We start from the raw sequence: 22,315 nt of genomic DNA on the forward strand, positions 1-22,315 counted from the left end.
TTATGTCTTTCTTAAGGCGTCATATTTCTCTTTTTCGTTCACAAAAACAACTTATTGATGTTTTTGCTCCCGTAAGTCCTAACCTCGAGTTAGCTGAGATTCATCGTCGTGTTATTGAAGATCAAGGCCCTGCCCTTCTTTTTCATAATGTCATCGGATCGTCATTCCCAGTCCTGACCAATCTCTTTGGAACAAAACATCGTGTAGACCAACTTTTTTCTCAAGCTCCTGATAACCTCATCGCTCGAGTTGCCCACCTTATTTCTTCTACACCAAAGCTTTCTTCTCTATGGAAATCTCGGGATCTATTAAAAAGAATAAGCTCTTTAGGGCTCAAAAAAGCTCGATTCCGTCGCTTTCCTTTTGTTTCTATGTCCTCAGTTAACTTAGATCACCTTCCCTTACTCACAAGCTGGCCTGAAGATGGTGGAGCCTTTCTCACACTTCCTCTTGTCTATACGGAATCGCCGACTCTTACTACACCCAATCTTGGGATGTATCGCGTGCAACGGTTCAATCAAAACACCATGGGCCTCCATTTTCAAATCCAGAAGGGCGGAGGGATGCATCTGTATGAAGCAGAGCAAAAAAAGCAAAACCTTCCTGTTTCGGTATTTTTGTCTGGAAACCCCTTTTTAACCCTTTCTGCGATTGCCCCCCTACCTGAGAATGTCTCGGAACTTCTCTTTGCTACCTTCCTCCAAGGAGCGAAGCTCCTTTATAAAAAAACAAACGACCATCCCCACCCTCTACTCTACGATGCGGAATTCATCCTGGTCGGAGAATCTCCGGCCGGGAAACGTCGTCCTGAAGGTCCTTTTGGCGATCATTTCGGATACTACAGTCTCCAACATGACTTCCCTGAATTCCACTGTCATAAAATCTATCACAGAAAAGATGCAATCTATCCTGCTACAGTAGTCGGCAAACCCTACCAAGAAGATTTTTATATAGGGAACAAACTCCAAGAATACCTCTCCCCTTTATTTCCGTTAGTTATGCCTGGTGTGCGTAGACTTAAAAGTTACGGAGAATCAGGGTTTCATGCACTGACTGCGGCTGTCGTTAAAGAACGCTATTGGAGAGAATCTCTAACCACAGCTCTTAGAATTCTTGGAGAGGGCCAACTTTCCCTAACGAAATTCCTAATGGTCACAGACCAAGAGGTGCCTCTCGACAGGTTCTCCGTGGTTCTAGAAACCATTTTAGAGCGTCTACAGCCAGACCGAGATCTTATTATTTTCTCAGAAACTGCAAACGATACGTTAGACTATACAGGACCAAGCTTAAATAAGGGCTCCAAGGGAATCTTCATGGGAATAGGAAAAGCCATCCGAGACCTTCCCCATGGATATCAGGGAGGAAAAATCCATGGAGTTCAAGACATCGCTCCCTTTTGTCGTGGTTGCCTAGTGTTGGAAACATCCCTCGAGGACCGATGTATTAAATCTCTCCTTCACCATCCAGATCTAAAATCATGGCCTCTGATTATCCTTGCCGATAATCTGAGAGAAACCATTCAAAGTGAAAAAGATTTTCTCTGGAGGACCTTCACACGATGTGCCCCAGCAAATGATCTTCACGCGCTCCACAGCCATTTTGCTACTCACCGTCCTAATTACAACTTTCCCTTCGTTATCGATGCCCTGATGAAGCCTTCCTATCCTAAAGAAGTAGAGGTCGACCCATCTACAAAACAAAAGGTTTCCGAACGATGGCACGCATATTTCCCCAATAAAGAAACTTTTTATATTTAATAAGAATCTTATTCTATTAAACGTTTAATTAAATTAGTTATTTTTATTTTTAAAAATATATAAAAACAAAAAAGCTATTTTAAGAGTAAAAAATGAATAAAAGACAAAAAGATAAATTAAAAATCTGTGTTATTATTAGCACGTTGATTTTAGTAGGAATTTTTGCAAGAGCTCCTCGTGGTGACACTTTTAAGACTTTTTTAAAGTCTGAAGAAGCTATCATCTACTCAAATCAATGCAATAAGGACATGCGTAAAATTCTATGCGATGCTATAGAACACGCTGATGAAGAGATCTTCCTACGTATTTATAACCTCTCAGAACCCAAGATCCAACAGAGTTTAACTCGACAAGCTCAAGCAAAAAACAAAGTTACGATCTACTATCAAAAATTTAAAATTCCCCAAATCTTAAAGCAAGCCAGCAATGTAACTTTAGTCGAGCAACCTCCAGCAGGGCGTAAACTGATGCATCAAAAAGCTCTTTCCATAGATAAGAAAGATGCTTGGCTAGGATCTGCGAACTACACCAATCTTTCTCTACGTTTAGATAATAATCTCATTCTAGGAATGCATAGCTCGGAGCTCTGTGATCTCATTATCACAAATACCTCTGGAGACTTTTCTATAAAGGATCAAACAGGAAAGTATTTTGTTCTTCCTCAAGATCGTAAAATTGCAATACAAGCTGTACTCGAAAAAATCCAGACAGCTCAGAAAACCATCCAAGTTGCTATGTTTGCTCTGACCCACTCGGAGATTATTCAAGCCTTACATCAAGCAAAACAACGAGGAATCCATGTAGATATTATCATTGATAGAAGTCATAGCAAACTTACTTTTAAGCAATTACGACAATTAAATATCAATAAAGACTTTGTTTCTATAAATACCGCACCCTGTACTCTTCACCATAAGTTTGCAGTTATAGATAATAAAACTCTACTTGCAGGATCTATAAATTGGTCTAAAGGAAGATTCTCCTTAAATGATGAAAGCTTGATCATACTGGAAAACCTGACCAAACAACAAAATCAGAAACTTCGAATGATTTGGAAAGATCTAGCTAAGCATTCAGAACATCCTACAGTAGACGATGAAGAAAAAGAAATTATAGAAAAAAGTCTTCCAGTAGAAGAGCAAGAAGCAGCGTGATGATCTAAAATAGTCACAGAAGAAGGCCTAGCTCGTGATTCAAGTATGTCTAGGCCTCTTCATCCTTTTGATAAAAAAGAGTGGAGGCAGTTTCTAAGACTCCTTTATTTCTAGCAATTACCCAAGCTTCTGCTGCTGCTGCAATTGCCTGAGAAGCGGCAGCCCCTAAAGAGATGCCCTTTTTTTTCTTTGTAACTTTAATAGATCGCTTCTGTTTGTTTTTTTCGTCTTTTTCCTGATCTTCTTTTTTCTTACTATCGCAATATAGTTTTTTAAAATCTAAATGCACATGACGCAACTGAGAAAGCAAGACCTTGGCTTGCTTTTGTCCGAGTAGCTTATAACGATGCCTCTGTTTCTTCTCCTCTTGTTCGCGATCTCCAATAGCTAGCAAGGCAAGCCGAATCGCTTCATTCGTAGCAATTTCCTCAGAAATTTTTTCTACTAAAGGAGAGTTTTGACGGGAATCTTTAGCTATGCTTTGTGCAGATAGCGCACCATAAGGATCAAAACGAATTATACGCATCACATCAAACCGACTTAAAACCCTAAATATCCGTAGATAATTTTTTTCCCTTCTTTTCCTGACGGGAAGCTTTCTGGCCCGAAGATCCTCTTCTTTGATCTCCGCTAAAACCACCACTATTTCCCCCCCCACCATCGTCATGAACTGAAGCAGCTTCAGGCTTTCCTTGAACCGATAGACGTGAAGATCCTGAAAACGGCTGGGGAGAACGGAGAACAATTGGCGGCTCAACAGCAACATTTCGATACTGATAAATCAAAGGATCTGGAGGACCTCCAGGACCTTTATGAGCTTCGAGCTTCTCTTTATAGTCATCAGTAGCACGAGGTAGAGGAGCGAGTAAAGACACTCCACGTTGCGCAAGGAAATGATATGAGGAACTCACAGCATCACTTCCTAAAGCCCCTCCCGTACCACTTTCCTTAGGGAAAACACTCTCCACAGCAATAGGGAGAAAGTTTTGACTGCTATTCTCTGGATTTTTGAATGCCGTAGATTCTTTAACAACGGCTTCAGGTTCCTCCCTGGAAACGATGCTATCTTTAGGAAAACGATACATACTTTCTGGATGAGGCAAACTTTTAACCTCAGCACTCTTCACAGTACCTTCCCGAAGAGGAGAAAAGTTCGTATGGTTCGTACTCTTCTCTATTCCTGGAGATTTATGCTTTGATTTATCTCCCGATCTCTGGGTGGGTAAAGTTCCTGAAAACTTGGGAGGAGGAAATACTGTAGAAGGACCAGACCAAACAGAATTACTCAATACCTCTTGAGGCGCTGCCCCTGTAAGAAGCCCAGCCATAGCACGTGCAAGCATCATCTGATCCTCACTCAACTGCTCTCGACTTTCTTGTTTCTCTGCTTCCTTTTCCGCCCTTTCTAAAGTATTAGAATTTGGAATTCCTGTTGGATTCGCTTCTGGAGAATCAGAAGAAGATACCTTTACTTTTCCTTCTACTGCTCTGGGAGATGTCATGGCTGTACTGACCTCTTCCTGTCCTAAATCAGAAAGATCTATCATGCCTTCGTTGCCTGTTGCCATTGCCCTGCGCACTAATGATGAGGTCTCAACATTGGGATCGAGAAGAGAGCTGACCATCTCCCCTCCTAAACGAGCCACTGTCCAAGCATTTACCTTCTCCTCACTCATAGGCTCTATGGCCTTTTGGAAAGATCCAAACGAAGCCACGGAACTAGATTCTGAAGAGCTTAAACTTAAACTCCTGGCACCTGAAAATGCTGAAGATTTCAAAGCCTCTAAAGAAAGCTGAGAAATATCAGAGGAACTCCCTCCCATACCCGAAGCATCTAAGAAAAATCCCTGCATTTCAGGTGAAATACGGTTTCCCTTCTTTAGAGCAACATCCATCTCTGTCGGCAATAAGGATGTTCCCTCACCACTATCGGAAGCACGCTTTGCTGACACTCTCGAAGCCCGAGATCCGAATCCTGACATGAATCCTTGCACACTAGCGCGCATTTTAGAAAATGTACCTTTCAATTTGGATTTTGGAGAGGTTGATGATCGATCTTGAGCTTTACGATACTTAGCCTTATTTATCTGAGATTCTGTTGCATACATTCCTGTAGATCCTGAACGCACTAAGCTTTCCTGCTTCGCAGCAGAGGAGGCCTGCTTGGTTTCAGAAAATATAGATTCTTTTAGCGGAGACGGGCCTTCTGCCTGCTCTCCTTGCAGAGCAGGATTCCACTTTCCTGGATCCGAAGAAGGCTGAACCCCTCCGCCACCTGAAACTGCCATAATGATTCTCTGAATTTAAAAAATAAAACTTATAACTACTTATAATTTTAAAACAAAAAATAATTAATTTAAAAAAAAGAACTTACAAACAAATTTTAAAAATCTAAAAAACAAAAAAAAACGCAAGGTGAAACACCTTGCGTAAAAAAACTTATGGGAGGACAGAGAACAGCGAGTAGATGCAACAAAGTGCATCGCTGTCGAGCTAGAGGGATCACTCGGATCCGACTGTCTAGGTATTAAGATTTTGGAGATCTTAATACCGAGACAGTTCCTAACTCTAAATTAATTACCCAGGCTTCCTGTCGTTCCATCACGGGATAGTCCCGTTCTGCGATTTTTTTTTAATTTAACCCCGCCTAAAGACGGATAGAGTACTTACTAAAATGGTCCTTGTCAGTAAAAACAAACCCATTCTCATAATTGAAAATCAAAACTTTATCGGTGTCCTTCTTCTGAGAATCTAAGAGAGAGCGAACTAACTGATCGTATTCTTGAGCACGGTGTTTAAGAGTTTTCTGTTCCTTAGCAATAAGAAATTTACGACGATTTTTAGCTTTTATCCGCGCAGGCTTCTTCAACACTTCCGTTGATTTCTTTTGAATCTCCTGAGCCAAAGCCCTATCCGTTCTGCTCTTCTTAGGCTTCCCCATAAAAAATACAAAAACAAAAAAATCAACTTAATAAACTAATTTTAATTAAAAAACTTATTAAGAATAAACTAATTTTAATCTAAAAATAAAATATTATATAAATAATTGTTTAAAAGCAGTTTAGATAAACATAAAAAATCAAGCTAAGAATCCTATGCTTTGCTATATACAAGTCTGCAAAACCTTTTGAAATCGATAATCATAATTCAAAGCGTAAACCATGTCTGTCCACATAACACCGCGCAAATGCTTTATTTTGTGTATTTTATCCATGTTCACCCTTCCAACGCTCTTCCCTAAAGCACATCTGATCCTTTTTTCCCCTTATATTGTTCTTTGTTTCTATTGTTTCTCAAAAGATAAGGGACTGGTACTCGCTCTAGGCTGTGGTGTCTTAAGTGATCTTGCCTTAGGAAGCCGCGGTGTATTTCTACTGCTCTACCCTCTAACTGCTCTGATCACCCATAAGGCACACCTCATTTTTTCAAAAGAGAGCAAAGCCGCCTTGGTCATTGTGAATATGATTTTCTATGGAGTCTTTTTACTCCTAACCATTCCTATGTGCGCCTTGTTCGGACATGAAGTCCGTTGGTCAATAGATGTGCTAATGATACCTCTAAAATGTTCTTTCTTAGATAATCTCATCTTCACTTCTGTAATCTATATACTTCCTTGCGCAATAAACTCAGGAATCCATAAAATGATATCTTTTTTTAGGAGATTGGTATGTTACTGAGAGGGATTCCTGCAGCTGAAAAAATCCTTCAGAGACTCAAAGAGGAAATCTCACAAAGTCCTACCTCTCCGGGGCTTGCTGTGGTCCTGATTGGCAATGACCCCGCATCTGAGGTGTACGTTGGCATGAAAGTCAAAAAAGCTACAGAAATCGGAATTATCTCCAAAGCGCACAAGTTACCCTCTGACTCTACCCTCTCCTCAGTCCTTAAGCTCATAGAACGATTGAATCAAGATCCTAGCATCCACGGCATCCTCGTGCAACTTCCCTTGCCCAAACACTTGGACAGCGAAGTGATTCTCCAAGCGATCTCCCCAGACAAAGATGTGGACGGGCTTCACCCTGTGAACATGGGAAAGTTGCTCCTTGGAAATTTTGATGGACTTCTACCCTGCACTCCTGCAGGAATTATTGAACTCCTGAACTATTATGAAATTCCTCTTCGAGGCCGCCATGCCGCTATTGTAGGGAGAAGCAACATCGTGGGGAAACCCTTAGCGGCCCTCATGATGCAAAAGCATCCTCAAACTAACTGTACAGTCACAGTTCTTCATAGCCAGTCGGAAAACCTCCCAGAAATCTTAAAGACAGCTGATATCATTATTGCTGCTCTAGGAGCACCGCTTTTTATAAAGGAAACTATGGTAGCCCCACATGCTGTGATCGTAGATGTAGGAACAACAAGAGTCCCTGCAGACAATGCGAAAGGCTATACTCTTCTTGGAGATGTAGATTTTAATAACGTTGTGACAAAATGCGCAGCAATCACTCCAGTTCCTGGAGGCGTTGGTCCCATGACTGTCGCTATGCTCATGAGCAATACATGGCGATGTTACCAAAATTTTTCTTAGTTCTTTTATGTCTTGGACTCTGTTCATGCTCTCAAAAAACGACAACAATCGAAGGAGAGCAGATGACAATCTTCTATCGCATTGTTCTGGGAACCTCTTTATCCGCAAAAGAAAAAGCATCTTTATCCCAACAAATTGATAGATGCTTTCATAAGATCGACTCGATTTATAACAACTGGAATCCCTATTCTGAACTCTCGATAATCAACCGAGCTCCAGCAGATGTCCCCATAACTTTATCTGTAGAACTTTCCGAGTTTCTAGATCAGGTAGATACACTTTACAAACTTTCAGAAGGACGTTTTGACCCTACTGTAGGACCTTTAAAAACCCTATGGCTTCTACATCTCAAAAGTCAAACCCTCCCCCCTAAAGACGTTTGGGAACAACATTATAAAGACATGGGCTGGCAACACTTGGAGTTTCAGTCAAACACAAAAACTCTAATCAAAAAGAATCCTCATGTTCAAATCGACCTCTGTGGTGTTGTCAAAGGTTATGCCGTAGATTGTCTAAATGAAATTTGCAATACCTTTTGTCCGAACAACTATGTAGAGTGGGGAGGAGAGATCAAAACGTCAGGGCATCATCCCTCGGGAAGACCTTGGCGTATTTTTTCTGAAGCAGCAGGTACGATCTTAGATATCGATGATATGGCAATTGCAACAAGTGGAAATCATATTCAAAAATGGTGTGTTGAAGGAAAAATTTACACCCATATTCTTGATACTCGTACAGGGAAACCCCTAGAGCTAAGCTCCTATCCTATCCAAAGTGTTTCAGTAGTCCATCCGAGCTGCGCATACGCCGACGCTATTGCCACAGTCCTCATGACTTTTGATTCTAAAATAGAAGCAAAACAGTGGGCTGAAGAACACCATATCCTAACCTATATCAATGATGGCGCCTCTTCATAGCAGCGGCAACTTCACGTTCCTTTTCTCTTTCTATGATCGTACGACGCTTATCATAAGCTTTTTTCCCACGACAACAACCCAAACGTACCTTAACATAGCCGCGACTCAGCAACATTCCCAGAGGAATCAAAGTCATGCCCTTTTGAGCAATCTTACCCTCTAACTTACGAAGTTCATATCTATGAAGAAGGAGTTTACGTTTACGACGCTCCTCATGGTTATAGATATTTCCAAACCGATAGGGAGCAATACTCGCGTTTAATAACCACCCCTCACCTTTAGAAACAATGACATAAGCATCACCGAGGTTTCCCCCATGATCGCGCAACGACTTAATCTCAGTCCCAGTCAAAACGATGCCTGCTTCTAAAGTCTCTATAACTTCATAGTTACGCAGAGCCTTGCGATTAGAAACAATTTCTTTTTGTGCCATAAGATCCTCCCCCATAATTGGGGACAAAAACCAGTATAACAAAAAGCAATTTTTCCTTCTTAAGACAATGATTAGAATCCTCTTTCCTTGATTTCCAGGGAAGATTTCCTCAATCTAAAGCCTTTTTTATTAGTAAAATATCTAGAAGACCAGAAAATCACTTTGTAGTAATATCCCGATCGTACCTCTACCGTCTCTCCTAGAGAGGCGTAGCCCTTCATATAAAGTTAGACTCAGGTTATAGGAAAATATGAAATTCGTTGTATCCCGAAATGAGCTAGGAAACCTTATCAAAAAAATTCAAAGTGTCGTCCCTCAAAACACACCTATTCCAGTACTCACCCATGTTTTGATTGAAACTTATAATGATGAATTAGTTTTCACTGCTACGGATCTGACAGTGAGCACACGTTGCGTCACCAAAGCTAAAGTCTATGAGAAAGGCGCTATTTCCATTCCCTCCAAGAGATTTTTTCAATTAGTAAAAGAATTAACAGAGGCAAATTTAGAAATTTCCTCTTCAGCAGGGGAAATGGCACAAATCACCTCGGGATCTTCATGCTTTCGCCTACTCAGCATGGAAAAAGAAGACTTCCCCATGCTCCCTGATATACAAAATGCTTTGCGTTTTTCCTTGCCTGCAGAGCAGCTAAAAACCATGCTACAGAGAACTTCATTCGCTGTATCTAGAGAAGAAAGCCGCTATGTTCTTACTGGAGTCCTGCTTGCTATCGCCAATGGCGTGGCTACCATCGTAGGGACTGACGGAAAGCGTTTAGCAAAAATAGATGCTGAAGTTACTTTAGATAAAAGTTTTTCTGGGGAATATATTATTCCTATCAAAGCAGTAGAAGAAATTATAAAGATGTGCTCCGATGAAGGTGAAGCTACGATCTTCTTGGATCAAGATAAGATTGCGGTTGAATGTGACAATACTCTCCTGATCACAAAACTTCTTTCTGGAGAATTTCCAGATTTCTCCCCCGTCATATCTACAGAAAGCAACGTAAAACTCGATCTGCATCGCGAAGAACTAATTACTCTGCTCAAACAAGTGGCTTTATTTACAAATGAGTCCTCTCACTCCGTGAAGTTTTCTTTCTTACCCGGAGAGCTCACTCTAACAGCCAACTGTACTAAGGTGGGTGAAGGAAAGGTAAGCATGGCTGTAAATTATTCTGGCGAACTCCTAGAAATTGCCTTTAATCCCTTTTTCTTTTTAGATATCCTGAAGCATAGTAAGGATGAATTAGTCAGCTTAGGGATCTCGGATTCCTATAATCCTGGAATCATTACCGATTCTGCCTCAGGATTATTTGTCATCATGCCTATGAGGCTACATGATGATTAATAAACTCCCTAAGGAGAATCCTTTAGGTCACTACCCTGCCGATGTTTATGAAAATCTGCTCTCTGAAGCTAAAAAATTTTCGTAACCACAGTGATTTAGAAATCTCACTGGCTCCTAAACTCAATTATGCCCAAGGAAAAACAAACCTCCTAGAAGCGCTTTATGTTTTGTCCTTGGGAAGGTCTTTTCGCACGCAACATCTCACAGATACCATCACCTTCGGATCTTCCCATTTCTTCTTAGAAACACAGTTTGAGAAAGACCACCTTCCCCAAGCTCTCTCCATCTATACAGACAAGCAAGGAAAAAAAATTTGCTATAACCAACTTCCTATAAAAACCTTATCGCAGCTGATAGGGAAAGTACCTATTGTGCTTTTCTCTTCAAAAGACCGCCTTCTAATTTCAGGAGCTCCTGCGGATCGTCGCCTTTTCCTAAATCTGCTTTTATCTCAATGCGATAACCACTATACCCTCTGCTTATCGTACTATCATCGCGCTCTTCAGCAGAGAAATGCTCTCTTAAAAAGCAAGCAAACCTCAACCGTGGTCTCTGGGATGAACAGTTGGTCAAACACGGCACCTACCTATCCATCCAACGGTTTCTCTGTAGTCAGAAACTTTCAGATTTATCCAAAGAACTTTGGTCTAACAACCTAAAAGAACAATTGGCCTTAAAATTTAAAAGTTCCTTAATTAAAAATTCTGATATTTCTGAAACTGCTGTTGCCGAAGAATTTCATAAACAGCTCTCTATATCACTTCCTAGAGATCTCGAATGGGGAAGCACTTCCGTTGGCCCTCATCGCGAAGACTTTCTACTCACTATGAACCAAATGCCTGTGTCTCAATTCTCTAGTGAAGGGCAGAAACACAGTCTTTTGGCAATCTTAAGGCTTGCCGAGTGCCTATATCTAAAGCAATCTCATCACGTCTCCCCTCTAGTCTGTCTAGATGATATCCATGCTGGATTAGATAATGAACGTGTCGGTCAACTCCTTGACCCTGCCCCAACTCTGGGTCAGACTCTGATTACTTCCACCCATATGCATGGGGAACTTCCAAAAACAAGCCTTGTTTTAAGTATCGAGAACGCTCAAGTTTCTGAGCAAATTATCTAAAACAATAACATCATTTTTCTTTTGCGTTAAAAGTAAGCGAATTAGTTATTTTTATAAATAAGTTTTAATAAACATATTCTTTTTTAATAAAAAACTTATTTAAAATAATTATATCGGTGACACATGAAGAAATTTTTATTAACTATACTCTTTTTAGCTGTGGGTAATCCTTTATTCTCGGAAACCTCGGTAATCCAAACCCTTCCATCTGGAATTGGGGGATTAAAGGAAACCTCAAAACAAAAAGAATCCGTGGTCTGCGTGCATGCGTTTTTAAGATCTTATACATCTTTAAAACCTATTGCTCGCGTTCTAGAAAAAGAACATTACGATGTCTTTATTTGGAATTATGAGACGCGCAAGTTTACTCTAGAAAAGCATGCTGAACATCTCAATCGCTTGCTGAAAAAAATAGCTGAACTTAAGCCTGGAGTCCCTATAAACTTCGTAACTCATTCTATTGGAGGAGTCATTGTTCGTGTAGCACTCGCTCACCCTGATTGCCCCGAAGAAGCCAAAAAAGGAAAAGCTATTCTCATGGCTCCTCCGAACGCAGGGTCTACACTAGCTAGACGCTACCGCTGTGTGAAATTCGTACAGTTCGTATTTGGAGGAAAATTAGGACGACAGCTTCTTACCTACTGCCCCACAAAGATGTTAAATGTCGGGAAACTCCCTTCGTCTTTAGACGTTCTCATTCTTAGTGGGAACAGACATAGCAAATTCCTTCCTTTCCGCCTGCCCTATGAAAACGATGGTAAGGTATGCACTATAGAGACAAAGCTAGATACTCCACATAAAGCTTACGTGATCCACACGAGTCATACCTACATCATTACTAATCGGAAGTCGCTCTATCTTATGAAAGAGTTTTTAAAAGAAGGAAATACAACCCCGATAATCGAGCACGTTCCCGAAGCAGCTTTAGAACAAACTGTTATGGAAGACAAACAAAAGAACTCAAGACTTAAGCCTTACCCTAACCAAGACATCTACGTTATACACTGCTTTGGTTCTCGTCCTTACAACCTTTACGGATTTCCAAAAAAATGGAGCCTTAACCAAAAAAACGAAATAAATCCTGAAAAGTTAGAAAAATAAAGAAGATGATCAATAAAAAAGTGAACGGAACCAAAATCCTTTCCACAATCTTCATATTCAAACGTCTTCTTGTGACTATCTCCCACAAACATAGAAGGATATAACCTCCATCCAAAACAGGAATAGGAAGCAAATTCAAGACAGCCAAATTCATACTAATTAGACCGATCCAAAAGAGCACTTCAGAAAACCCTACCGACCATCCTGTATGTAAAACCTGCACAATACCCACAGGTCCTGAAAGCCATTGTGGACTCAGATGTCCAGTAACTAAAGCTTTCAAGGTGATCAAACTTTCCTTAGTAATATTTGATAACATAACCACAGGTGAAGGATTATACCTCACCTTAAGATCTTTCAAAGAAATCCCTAAAGATGGTTTTTGCTTCTCAGCATCAAGACGCTCCAAATAGTATCTTTGTTTATCCTTGTTCTTAATCTTCTTAGCTACTTCCAACTGTTTATCCAAACTCTCCGAAGAATAAACATCAATCCAAGGACGAGGCTGAACAGGGTCAAGAAGACGATAAGGACCCGCGACTTCTACTGGGTGAGACTCTCCTAAATGGTTCAAAATTTGTAACAGATCTTCGGAATGATAAGAGGCGATAAACCGCTTATCAGCATCTCGAGAATTCACCTCTTCAAGTTCTTGCGGACTCATCTGCTGAACAATAATAGAGACCCGATGGTTCTGAACAAGACGTAAAATATCTACACTTCCAGAAACAGGAGTTCCATCAATAGCTAGAATGCGATCCCCAAGCTGTAGCCTCTCTTGAGGTTGTGGCAAAGGAGACTCTGGATCTATAGCAGTAAGTTCACCTTCTATGTATCCATAACTATTGATTACATAAGGCAATGTATATAACGAAGACCACTTGCCTTTAAGTCCAGCCTCATACTGCGTATCTATAAGCTCATTACGAAGGTAGGGAGTGTAATGTAAAACGGAAGCCAATACCCTAGGTTGACGAGAAAAGAAGATTTTGTCATTCCGTGCTACTTTCACAAAAGCATAAGACTCATTGAGTATCTGAGATATCTGAGCCATTGAGAAAAGAAGTGTGCCATCCATCCAAACGAAACGATCATTCGGACGTAGCTCTGAATTCTCCATAGGAGAGTTCTTCGTTAGGGGCACCTGGTTGCCATACAAAAGATAACTCGCTCCAGAACAGGGAACCCCGAATTTTGTGGGATCAAACTCAACATCAATAGCGAACTCTTTGCTAGGAACTGTCAAATAGCCAGGACGTTTGATTTCTAGATTGAGATGCCCCTCTAATAAAGAGGTTGTTAGCATGTCCTTATCTCCCACATAAGGCTTACCATTACACGTAAGAATCTCGTCTCCAGGGAGCAATCCTTCTGCCTGTAAAACAGGATGGACCCAACCTACCACTTTAGAACAGTCGCTATAATTTTTACTTCTTCCCCCATTCATGTAAAGAATGCTGAAAGCCAAGACAGCTAATAAAATATTGGCAAGAGGACCAGCAACAAGAACCAGAATGCGTTTCCAAGGAGACTTACTAAAAAATCCCTGAGGAATATCATAGACAGAGTCTATCTTCCCCTTCTCCCCTTTTTCTTTGGTACGTTCCATACCTCTGATACGAACATAGCCTCCAAAAGGAATGCATCCAATGCGATATTCTATGCCGCCTATACGCTTTTTAAATAAAGCAGGACCAAAGCCTATGCTAAAACTCTCTACAGCCATTCCTACAGCTTTTGCTACTACCAGATGACCAAGTTCATGAATTAACACTAAAATCCCTAAAGCTAGGGCTGCTAGAATAAAATAGATTATTGTCATATACCTACTCGATTATATTTCTTGAGCAAGAGCTCTAGCCTCACCATCTACTTCTAAAATATCTTCTAAAGAGTGGCAGGCATAAACCTTATGACATTCCATAAGAGTCGTTAATTTGCGTAAAATGTCACACCAAGAAATCTCTTCGCAAAGGAACCTCCGCACTAATACTTCATTGGCTGCATTAAAAAAGCTTCCAGAAGACCCCTGTTTCTCTAATACCTGTTGTGCTAAACGGATACTAGGAAATCGCTCCTCATCTACCGGAAAAAATTCTAAAGTTTGTTTCTTCGAAAAATCCATACCATCCCTAGGAGATGCAAAACGCTCTGGAGCTGTTAAAGCGTATTGTATTGGGAAGAGCATATCAGGCGGATTCATGATAGAAATCACACTCCCATCTAAAAACTCTACCATACCATGGATTAAGCTCTGAGGATGAATTACAGCCAGGATTTCAATATTTTCTAAACCAAACAGCCAATACGCCTCGATAATTTCGAGTCCCTTATTGACCAATGTGGATGAGTCCACAGTCACTTTTGAACCCATATTCCATATAGGATGGTTCAAAACATCTTGTTTTGTTACACAAGAAAGCTCTTCTAAAGACTTGTTGAGCAGAGGCCCTCCAGAAGCTGTAAGAATCAGTTTCTTGATTCCCTCAATCGTCCTGCCTTCTAAACATTGATACAAAGCATTATGCTCGCTATCAATAGGAAGAACTTTTATACCATTTTCCTTTGCAGTCTTAGAAACCAATTCGCCAGCACAAACTAAAATTTCTTTGTTTGCTAAAGCTAGTGCTTTTCCTTTTTTCATCGACTCTAGAATCGCGGGTAGCGCCTCGATTCCTGAAGAAGCAGCAACGACAGTAGTGACTGTATCCATGATACAAAGTTGGGTTAAACCCTCCTGGCCTAGGAAAAATTGCATATGGGGGAATCGCTGACAGGCCTCGTTATAAACCTCTTCGTTATAGACCGCTGCGGCTAACGGAGCAAACTCCTCTAGTTGCTGAAAAAATAACCTTAGATTATTTCCATAAGAAGCCATAGAAATAATTTTAAATTCTGAAGGATAGCGCCGCACAATCTCTAATGTTTGACGGCCAATACTACCTGTTGACCCAAGAACGGCTAAATGTTTCAAGCATGCTACCTTTAACTAGGTGAAAAAGAGAATCATACTCCGCAAGTCGAGGAATTGTCAATTCTCTATTGATACTATTTCTAACTAAAGTGGACTAAACTCTAAAATTTCATTCTTTTAAATCACTGCTAATATTGAGAACTTTTCTCACTTATTTTTTCAAAATTTTTAGAAAAATAGCCTCGAAAATAGCTTATAAATTTAACCACGATGTACATCATCGTCAAGAACACTACAGAGATTCCCGAAGTCGATAACCCCAAATCATAAGCACTAAGAATTGCTCTCGAAGATGCAGGAGCTAAAAATGCTGTACCAATACTAAAAACTAACGACCAAGCCATAAGACTCCTTATCGATTTTGCAATAACCTTAGCAATAAGCGATGGAATGATCAGAAAAGCAAGTGCCATTAATACACCTACAGCCTTAAAAGCTCCTACAAGACATGCAGAAAGTTGAAAAATAATCAAATAATCAACCAACCGAATAGGAATTCCTAAAGAAGAGGCAAATACAGAATCGAAAGAAGAACAAACTAAGCTACGGAACGCAAAAATAGTAATTACAGCATTAGCCAAAATCACAATAGTGACAGGGAAAATATCCTCTTTCGTTAAAGAATCTGCGTTTCCTAACACAAGCTCCGTTCCTATATGAGCATTCTTTGTCATAAAGACTAACAAAACAAGGCTCAGAGAGAATAATAAAGAAAAGACTAGAGCGGTGCTGCTCTCTTCTGAAACTTTAAAAGTATTACGAATAAAGTAAATAAGAAACCCTGTCAGCATAGCTGTTGCCATTGCTGCAAGAGTCAAGGTACCCAAAGAGAGGGTCGTCAGTTGATGCGTAAACAAACAAACACAGACCAAACCAAAAAGGACAGTATGAGAGACAGCATTCGCATACATAGCCATCTTTCGCAAGACTAAAAAAGTTCCTGCAAAAGCACCTGAACAGGAAATAGCAAGGAATACTATAATCTGAATATCATCAATATAGAGAGAACCCGTGAAAAGACTTCCAGAAAACAGTCTCGAAAAAAATACTGAAAAAAATTGGAAAAAAGATACTCCATAATAAGGAGAAGGTCCCAAAGCCATTAGACTTCCTTTTTTTTATTTGGGATAATTTGTCGATGAGGATCATAACAAGGATCATTGAGAATCTCTGTCAAGGTATGATCCAATTCTTCAGTAAGAACATGCTCTATTTCCTCAGCCAACTCATGAACACTTTCCTTGCTAAAATCTAAAGAATTCACAAGATACGATTCCCATAATCTGTGAGCACGAACTAATCTTAAGGCCTCACTTCTTCCTTTTTTTGTGAGTCGATAATAATCTTGTTCTTTTTTAACATAACCCCGCCATTCTAAAATCTGAACTCTCCATCTAGGGAAAGGCTTAGGCCCAAAATACTCCTGATACTTATAACTACAGACAAAATCTCGAACACTAATGTTCTCTAAACGATTATGAGAAATATGCCAAAACACCTTTAAAAGGTGTTCTTGATCCTTTGAAAACGAAAAGTGCTTCCTACGGACAAAACGAATGACCCACCCAGATTTTGGAGAAAAAAGCAAACATAGACCGGCCAATAATCCAGCACAAATGACAACCAAAGGTCCCGTAGGCAAGGTTACAGGCACCGCCTGTTGCCCTATAATAGCACGACATGTGAATGCTACAGAGATATAGCTTCCTAAAGCTCCGCTAATCCCTCCAAAGAATGCAGAAAGGATAAGAATTGTACTTAGACGATCGGAAAGCTGACGAGCACCTAAAGAAGGAGCCACAAACATAGCAGAAATTAAAACAATCCCTACGCTTCGAACTCCACTTACGATCACCAACGATATAAAAATTAGACTGAGTGCTTCATAAAGAACAGTCTTTAAGCCACAAGTAACAGCAAAATCTTTATCAAAAGTAGTCACAACAATTTGTCGATACCACCACCATAAAGCAAATAACGAAGCACAAAAGACGATCGCAGCCAACGTAGCTTCAAGAAAACCTAAAGTGGCTGCTTGCCCATATAGATAGGCGTTAATGCGATTGTATAGCGTAGGGCTACTTTCCTTGACATAACTGGCTAAAATCACTCCGATAGCAAAGAATACCACAAGAACAAAACAAAGGGCGGAGTCTTTATGTAATTTACATACTTTCCCTAAGAAAACAATGATCCCATAACCAAATACCGAAGCAGCACACCCAAACAACACAATCCAAAAAATAGAAGCTTGCAATGAGAAAACATATTGCGCCATCAAAGCTCCAACTAGAAGTCCTGGATACGACGCGTGAGATAAACTTTCGCTTAAAAGAGGCTGCTTGCTAATCAAGAGAATTGTCCCCCACAAAGCTGTGGTCATACAAATCAAAGTGACAGCTAAAAAACTAGATAAGAAAATCGTATCAGAAAAAACACAACTGAGCATAATCAGCACGATCCAAATTGTTTTCCTCGAGAGAGCTTCAGGGTTTGTTCCAAAAGTTCAATTTCACAACCATACGTTTGGAAAATAGTGTCTCCATTCAGACATTCATCAGTAGGGCCACAACAAATCAAACGCTTATTCAATAAAACCACATGATCAAATAGTTGACGCACATGACTCAAGTCATGATGAACAACGACGATAGTCTTTCCCTGATCTCGCAGCTCTTGCAAAACCCCTACAGATGTTTTAAACGAAGCCATATCAATCGCTGAAAACAACTCATCCATAAGATATAGATCTGCTTTTTGCATCAAAGCACGTGCTAAAAATGCTCTTTGTTGCTGTCCTCCTGAGAGCTGTCCTATTTGTCTATCTGCTACGGATTCCAAACCAACTCTTTCTAAAATATGAAAGGCCTCCCTTCGATCATCCGAAGAAATTCTCCCCCACATTCCTTTATAGCTGTAACACCCCATAAGGGCTAAATCTAAGACAGTCATTGGAAAATCCCAATCCACGCTAGCTCTCTGAGGCATATAGGCTATGCGCTGACGCACCTTCTTAAATTTTTGATTAAAAAAATAAACAGTCCCCGAAGAGGGTTTGATCAGGCCTAAGGAAGCCTTTAAGAGAGTGCTTTTACCAGCTCCATTAGGACCTAAAATAGCAGTTAATGACCCCTTTCCCAAGGAAAAGGATATGTGATAAAGAACGGCTGCATGCTCATAGTTTACACAAAGGTTGTGTACAGACCAAAAAGTCTCATCTTTGACATTCAAGAGCCACCCCTCCTAATTCTTCTGTGATAAGGCAGACATTATGTTTAAAGGTGCTAAAATAATTGTCGTCCACATTATCACTATACAATGGTTTTTGAGCTAGACGAACTAAATGACTTTTCTTCAGAGAAGAAACAATTTTTTTCAACGCATCTTGGTTCAGAGTATCCTCAGGGAAAACCACACTGACATCATGCTCATTAATATAATCTACAACCGCCATAATATCACGAACACTGATTTGAGCTTCTGGAGATAGACCCTCAGGAGAAATACAACGAGACCTCCATGCTCCGGAAGCCACTTCTTCAGGAGTAGCTAAATAGCGACGTGTAAAGTAACTGAACGCATTATGACCTGAGACAAGATACCGTAAATTTTCAGGAATTGTGCTCAAGCATTGTTTCGCCCAAGAATCTAAAATAGACATTTCACAAACAAGTTCCTCACTATTTGCTTTAAATTCAGCAGACCATTCAGGGAACTTTTCAATGAGAACTTCTGTAATTTCTATGACAGCTTCCTTCCAAATAGAAAGATCCATCCAGATATGAGGATCGCAAATACCGTCTTCTTCTAGAGGAACAAAGGCCCCACGCGCTATCAACCGCTCCCCTAACTTGACACTATTGGGATTATTTTCTAAATGCTTCCGCAAACTTAATGTATGCTCAAGACCCAGGCCGTTACAAAAAATTACGGCACTTCCAGCAATCTTGTCCTTATCCCCTTTAACCATCTCATACGCATGAGGGTCTAAGGATCCTTTGATCAAAACAGCGGTAGCAAGCCTATTCCCCACGACTCTTTCAACACAATCATGAATCATGCGATTCATGGATAGTATACAAGGACGTGAATTTGCATTCTGAAACCCAGAATTGGTACATCCAAAAGTTATACCACATGCCACGAAACAGAAAATCCAACGCATCACTTTAAATATATATCCCATTTTCGCATCCATCTCTCTAGAAGCATTTTTTAAGATCCATTAAAAACCACTTAACGAACCACCAAACATCAAAGCTATAACCCGATCTAAAAGATTTATTATTTACATTTTTCGATCCCAGAAACTAATGAAAAAGCAAAGTACCAGAAAAACAAGTTCTATTCAAAATATATTTTATCCAGCAAGAAATACAACTAATAGAAATGAAAGAAATATCTTTGTTCAGGATAGTTTTAAAAAAATTAGAAAACCCGTTTGTTTTATAAGAAAACAAAATGTTATAGAAAAAATCTTCTTTACTTTACGATTTTTATGTTTTGAATTTTGTTAAGAAACAAAAAGATCCTGAGAGGAAAAATATTGCAAAAAGGAGAACTTGCAATATAATTTATGTTCGCTGATTGATTAAAACAGCGCTTTAATTTTATTTCTCTAAACATTAAATTGAAAGTATGCCACATTCTTTCTTGTAAAATATGTAAGCATCAATTATAAAAGGTGGGTTTCATGGCCGTAGAACAATCACATATAAAAGAAGAAATAGAAAAACTGATCGGAAAAGCTATTAAAAGAGTCTGCGGAAACAAAGAAAACGATTTATGTCGCTATCTTCCAGGCCCTAGCGGCGGTTATATGCATCATTTCACTCTAAAAAAGATGAAAAGCGCTGCTCCCGAACAACTTTTAAAAATGTTAAAAACATTTATTTTAGAATCGGAAACCCCACGCACAATTAATCCTAAGCCTAGAGCTCCTAGAGGCTCTAAAAAACGTCGTGACTTTATTAACTTTACTAAAACAGATATTGAACGCGTTTTAGAACTGGCAAGACAAGTTGGAGACAAAGACCTCCTCGCTCGCTTTAGCCCTAAAAAACCGTTAACTTCTTTAAAAAGGGAGTTAATTCGTTCGATTCGCAACGGTATCGTGAGCGTAGAGCTATGGAATGCCTACGTCGAAGCTGTGAAGGCTGTAAGCTCTCCCAACCTTGAAGTTACCTCTCCTTTCGTTTAATTAAAAAATAAATTTTACAGGCGACTTAGCAATAAAGTCGCCTAAGAACTCTTATCCCTTAGGAGTATCCCTTTCCTCTTGTCAATAGAGAGAAAAGATGGTATATTATAAGGTCTTTCGAAATGGAAACAATTCAAGTTAGTCCACAACGAAATAAAAAACTATCAGAATAGAAAATAAAAGTATTTCAGAGGGTAAATATGACAAAAACCGAAGAAAAACCTTTTGGAAAATTGCGCTCTTTCTTGTGGCCGATACATACTCACGAGCTAAAGAAAGTTCTGCCAATGTTCCTAATGTTCTTCTGTATTACATTTAACTATACGGTGTTACGCGATACAAAAGACACTCTTATTGTGGGAGCTCCTGGTTCTGGTGCAGAGGCAATACCTTTCATCAAGTTTTGGCTTGTTGTCCCCTGTGCTATTATCTTTATGCTTATTTATGCAAAGCTAAGTAATATTTTAAGTAAGCAGGCCTTATTTTATGCAGTGGGAACGCCCTTTTTAATTTTCTTTGCCCTGTTCCCGACTGTAATTTATCCGCTACGCGATGTTTTACATCCTACAGAATTTGCTGACCGTTTACAGGCCATCCTACCTCCAGGATTGCTAGGACTCGTTGCCATCTTAAGAAACTGGACATTTGCTGCATTTTATGTACTTGCTGAACTATGGGGAAGCGTCATGCTATCTCTAATGTTCTGGGGATTTGCTAATGAAATTACAAAAATCCACGAAGCAAAGCGTTTCTACGCTCTTTTCGGTATCGGAGCTAATATTTCTTTACTAGCTTCTGGTCGTGCAATTGTTTGGGCTTCAAAGTTGAGAGCTTCCGTTTCTGAAGGTGTAGATCCTTGGGGAATTTCTTTACGTCTTTTGATGGCTATGACTATTGTATCTGGACTTGTTCTTATGGCCAGTTACTGGTGGATCAATAAGAACGTATTGACCGATCCTCGCTTCTATAATCCAGAAGAAATGCAAAAGGGGAAAAAAGGTGCTAAACCTAAAATGAATATGAAAGATAGCTTCCTCTATCTTGCTAGATCTCCTTATATTCTTTTATTAGCTCTCTTGGTTATTGCCTATGGTATTTGCATTAACTTAATCGAAGTGACTTGGAAAAGTCAGCTGAAACTGCAATATCCTAATATGAATGACTATAGTGAGTTCATGGGGAACTTCTCCTTCTGGACTGGCGTAGTATCCGTACTTATCATGCTATTTGTTGGTGGTAACGTCATTCGTAAATTTGGATGGTTAACTGGAGCCCTAGTCACTCCTGTCATGGTTCTCCTAACAGGTATCGTTTTCTTCGCTCTTGTTATCTTTAGAAACCAAGCTTCTGGGCTGGTCGCTATGTTCGGTACAACTCCTCTCATGCTAGCTGTGGTTGTCGGAGCTATACAGAATATTCTTTCGAAATCCACAAAATACGCTCTCTTTGACTCAACTAAAGAAATGGCCTATATCCCTCTTGACCAAGAGCAAAAAGTCAAAGGTAAGGCTGCTATTGATGTAGTTGCTGCCCGCTTCGGAAAATCAGGAGGAGCTTTAATCCAACAAGGTTTGCTCGTTATCTGTGGAAGTATTGGAGCTATGACCCCTTATCTTGCAGTGATTCTTCTTTTCATCATTGCTATTTGGTTGGTTTCTGCAACTAAGTTAAACAAACTATTCTTAGCGCAGTCTGCTCTTAAAGAACAAGAAGTGGCTCAAGAAGATTCAGCTCCTGCTTCTTCATAGAGTTGCTTCTCTTACTCTTGTTGATCCCTACC

19 protein-coding genes and 1 pseudogene are annotated in these 22,315 nt (G+C 39.9%); 10 read left to right on the forward strand and 10 right to left on the reverse strand.

Annotated elements, in window-relative coordinates; genetic code table 11:
* The first annotated feature begins 2 nt into the window (after nucleotides 1-2).
* Together CPB_RS01680 and CPB_RS01685 are read left to right on the forward strand one after the other, a co-directional pair.
* Nucleotides 3-1,757, forward strand: coding sequence for a menaquinone biosynthesis decarboxylase (locus tag CPB_RS01680; protein ID WP_010882976.1), 1,755 nt, complete (start codon nucleotides 3-5; stop codon nucleotides 1,755-1,757).
* Between the two features lie 92 nt (nucleotides 1,758-1,849).
* Entirely contained in the window at nucleotides 1,850-2,911 is a 1,062-nt protein-coding gene (locus tag CPB_RS01685) for a phospholipase D-like domain-containing protein (RefSeq protein WP_011126109.1), read from the forward strand.
* Between the two features lie 49 nt (nucleotides 2,912-2,960).
* Here CPB_RS01685 and CPB_RS01690 read toward each other — a convergent pair whose 3' ends face one another.
* From CPB_RS01690 to ltuB, 3 genes are all read right to left on the reverse strand, one after another.
* On the reverse strand, nucleotides 2,961-3,437 hold the full coding sequence (locus CPB_RS01690) for a hypothetical protein (protein WP_010882978.1): 477 nt from the start codon (nucleotides 3,435-3,437) through the stop codon (nucleotides 2,961-2,963).
* 22 nt (nucleotides 3,438-3,459) lie between these two features.
* A complete protein-coding gene (locus tag CPB_RS01695; protein WP_010882979.1) occupies nucleotides 3,460-5,199 on the reverse strand; it encodes a hypothetical protein in 1,740 nt (579 codons plus the stop codon).
* A gap of 359 nt (nucleotides 5,200-5,558) precedes the next feature.
* Entirely contained in the window at nucleotides 5,559-5,852 is a 294-nt protein-coding gene (ltuB, locus tag CPB_RS01705) for a late transcription unit protein LtuB (protein WP_010882981.1), read from the reverse strand.
* A 271-nt stretch (nucleotides 5,853-6,123) separates the two neighbouring features.
* Between ltuB and CPB_RS01710 the strand changes: the two genes are divergently transcribed.
* The 3 genes from CPB_RS01710 to CPB_RS01720 are packed head-to-tail and all read left to right on the forward strand — an operon-like array spanning nucleotide 6,124 to nucleotide 8,356.
* A complete protein-coding gene (locus CPB_RS01710; RefSeq protein ID WP_010892065.1) occupies nucleotides 6,124-6,588 on the forward strand; it encodes a hypothetical protein in 465 nt (154 codons plus the stop codon).
* Entirely contained in the window at nucleotides 6,579-7,439 is an 861-nt protein-coding gene (gene folD, locus CPB_RS01715; protein WP_010882983.1) for a bifunctional methylenetetrahydrofolate dehydrogenase/methenyltetrahydrofolate cyclohydrolase FolD, read from the forward strand. Before CPB_RS01710 ends, folD begins: the two co-directional genes overlap by 10 nt.
* Nucleotides 7,412-8,356, forward strand: coding sequence for an FAD:protein FMN transferase (locus CPB_RS01720; RefSeq protein ID WP_010882984.1), 945 nt, complete (start codon nucleotides 7,412-7,414; stop codon nucleotides 8,354-8,356). Before folD ends, CPB_RS01720 begins: the two co-directional genes overlap by 28 nt.
* Here CPB_RS01720 and smpB read toward each other — a convergent pair.
* On the reverse strand, nucleotides 8,334-8,789 hold the full coding sequence (gene smpB / locus CPB_RS01725) for an SsrA-binding protein SmpB (protein WP_041466954.1): 456 nt from the start codon (nucleotides 8,787-8,789) through the stop codon (nucleotides 8,334-8,336). The genes CPB_RS01720 and smpB overlap by 23 nt on opposite strands.
* Nucleotides 8,790-9,039: 250 nt before the next feature.
* On the opposite strand from smpB, the gene dnaN reads away from it, so the two are divergent.
* From dnaN to CPB_RS01740, 3 genes and pseudogenes are all read left to right on the forward strand, one after another.
* Nucleotides 9,040-10,140, forward strand: coding sequence for a DNA polymerase III subunit beta (gene dnaN / locus CPB_RS01730; protein WP_010895312.1), 1,101 nt, complete (start codon nucleotides 9,040-9,042; stop codon nucleotides 10,138-10,140).
* A gap of 47 nt (nucleotides 10,141-10,187) precedes the next feature.
* A pseudogene (recF, locus tag CPB_RS01735) lies at nucleotides 10,188-11,260 on the forward strand (DNA replication/repair protein RecF).
* A 123-nt stretch (nucleotides 11,261-11,383) separates the two neighbouring features.
* Nucleotides 11,384-12,361 (forward strand): esterase/lipase family protein, encoded by a 978-nt coding sequence (locus tag CPB_RS01740; RefSeq protein WP_010892061.1) that lies wholly within the window; start codon nucleotides 11,384-11,386, stop codon nucleotides 12,359-12,361.
* Here CPB_RS01740 and CPB_RS01745 read toward each other — a convergent pair.
* The 6 genes from CPB_RS01745 to CPB_RS01770 form a co-directional block, all read right to left on the reverse strand.
* Nucleotides 12,318-14,183 carry a M50 family metallopeptidase gene (locus CPB_RS01745; protein ID WP_010892060.1) on the reverse strand — a complete coding sequence of 622 codons (1,866 nt, stop codon included), beginning with the start codon at nucleotides 14,181-14,183 and terminating at the stop codon, nucleotides 12,318-12,320. The two genes, CPB_RS01740 and CPB_RS01745, sit on opposite strands and share 44 nt — an antisense overlap.
* 12 nt (nucleotides 14,184-14,195) lie before the next feature.
* Nucleotides 14,196-15,335, reverse strand: coding sequence for a 1-deoxy-D-xylulose-5-phosphate reductoisomerase (dxr, locus tag CPB_RS01750; RefSeq protein ID WP_011126111.1), 1,140 nt, complete (start codon nucleotides 15,333-15,335; stop codon nucleotides 14,196-14,198).
* Between the two features lie 128 nt (nucleotides 15,336-15,463).
* A complete protein-coding gene (locus CPB_RS01755) occupies nucleotides 15,464-16,438 on the reverse strand; it encodes a metal ABC transporter permease (RefSeq protein WP_010882989.1) in 975 nt (324 codons plus the stop codon).
* On the reverse strand, nucleotides 16,438-17,784 hold the full coding sequence (locus tag CPB_RS01760) for an iron chelate uptake ABC transporter family permease subunit (RefSeq protein ID WP_010882990.1): 1,347 nt from the start codon (nucleotides 17,782-17,784) through the stop codon (nucleotides 16,438-16,440). Before CPB_RS01760 ends, CPB_RS01755 begins: the two co-directional genes overlap by 1 nt.
* A 2-nt stretch (nucleotides 17,785-17,786) precedes the next feature.
* Entirely contained in the window at nucleotides 17,787-18,566 is a 780-nt protein-coding gene (locus CPB_RS01765; RefSeq protein ID WP_010882991.1) for a metal ABC transporter ATP-binding protein, read from the reverse strand.
* Entirely contained in the window at nucleotides 18,550-19,533 is a 984-nt protein-coding gene (locus CPB_RS01770) for a metal ABC transporter solute-binding protein, Zn/Mn family (RefSeq protein WP_010882992.1), read from the reverse strand. The genes CPB_RS01765 and CPB_RS01770 overlap by 17 nt, the downstream gene beginning before the upstream one ends.
* Nucleotides 19,534-20,028: 495 nt before the next feature.
* Here CPB_RS01770 and CPB_RS01780 point away from each other — a divergent pair, with 495 nt between their 5' ends.
* Together CPB_RS01780 and npt1 are read left to right on the forward strand one after the other, a co-directional pair.
* The gene (locus CPB_RS01780; RefSeq protein ID WP_010882993.1) at nucleotides 20,029-20,535 is read left to right on the forward strand and encodes a DNA binding protein DdbA; all 507 of its coding nucleotides are present in this window, start codon (nucleotides 20,029-20,031) and stop codon (nucleotides 20,533-20,535) included.
* Between the two features lie 200 nt (nucleotides 20,536-20,735).
* On the forward strand, nucleotides 20,736-22,283 hold the full coding sequence (gene npt1 / locus CPB_RS01785) for an NTP/NDP exchange transporter Npt1 (protein ID WP_010882994.1): 1,548 nt from the start codon (nucleotides 20,736-20,738) through the stop codon (nucleotides 22,281-22,283).
* The last annotated feature ends 32 nt before the right edge of the window (nucleotides 22,284-22,315 follow it).

The organism is Chlamydia pneumoniae TW-183 (assembly GCF_000007205.1).
Lineage (GTDB): Bacteria > Chlamydiota > Chlamydiia > Chlamydiales > Chlamydiaceae > Chlamydia > Chlamydia pneumoniae.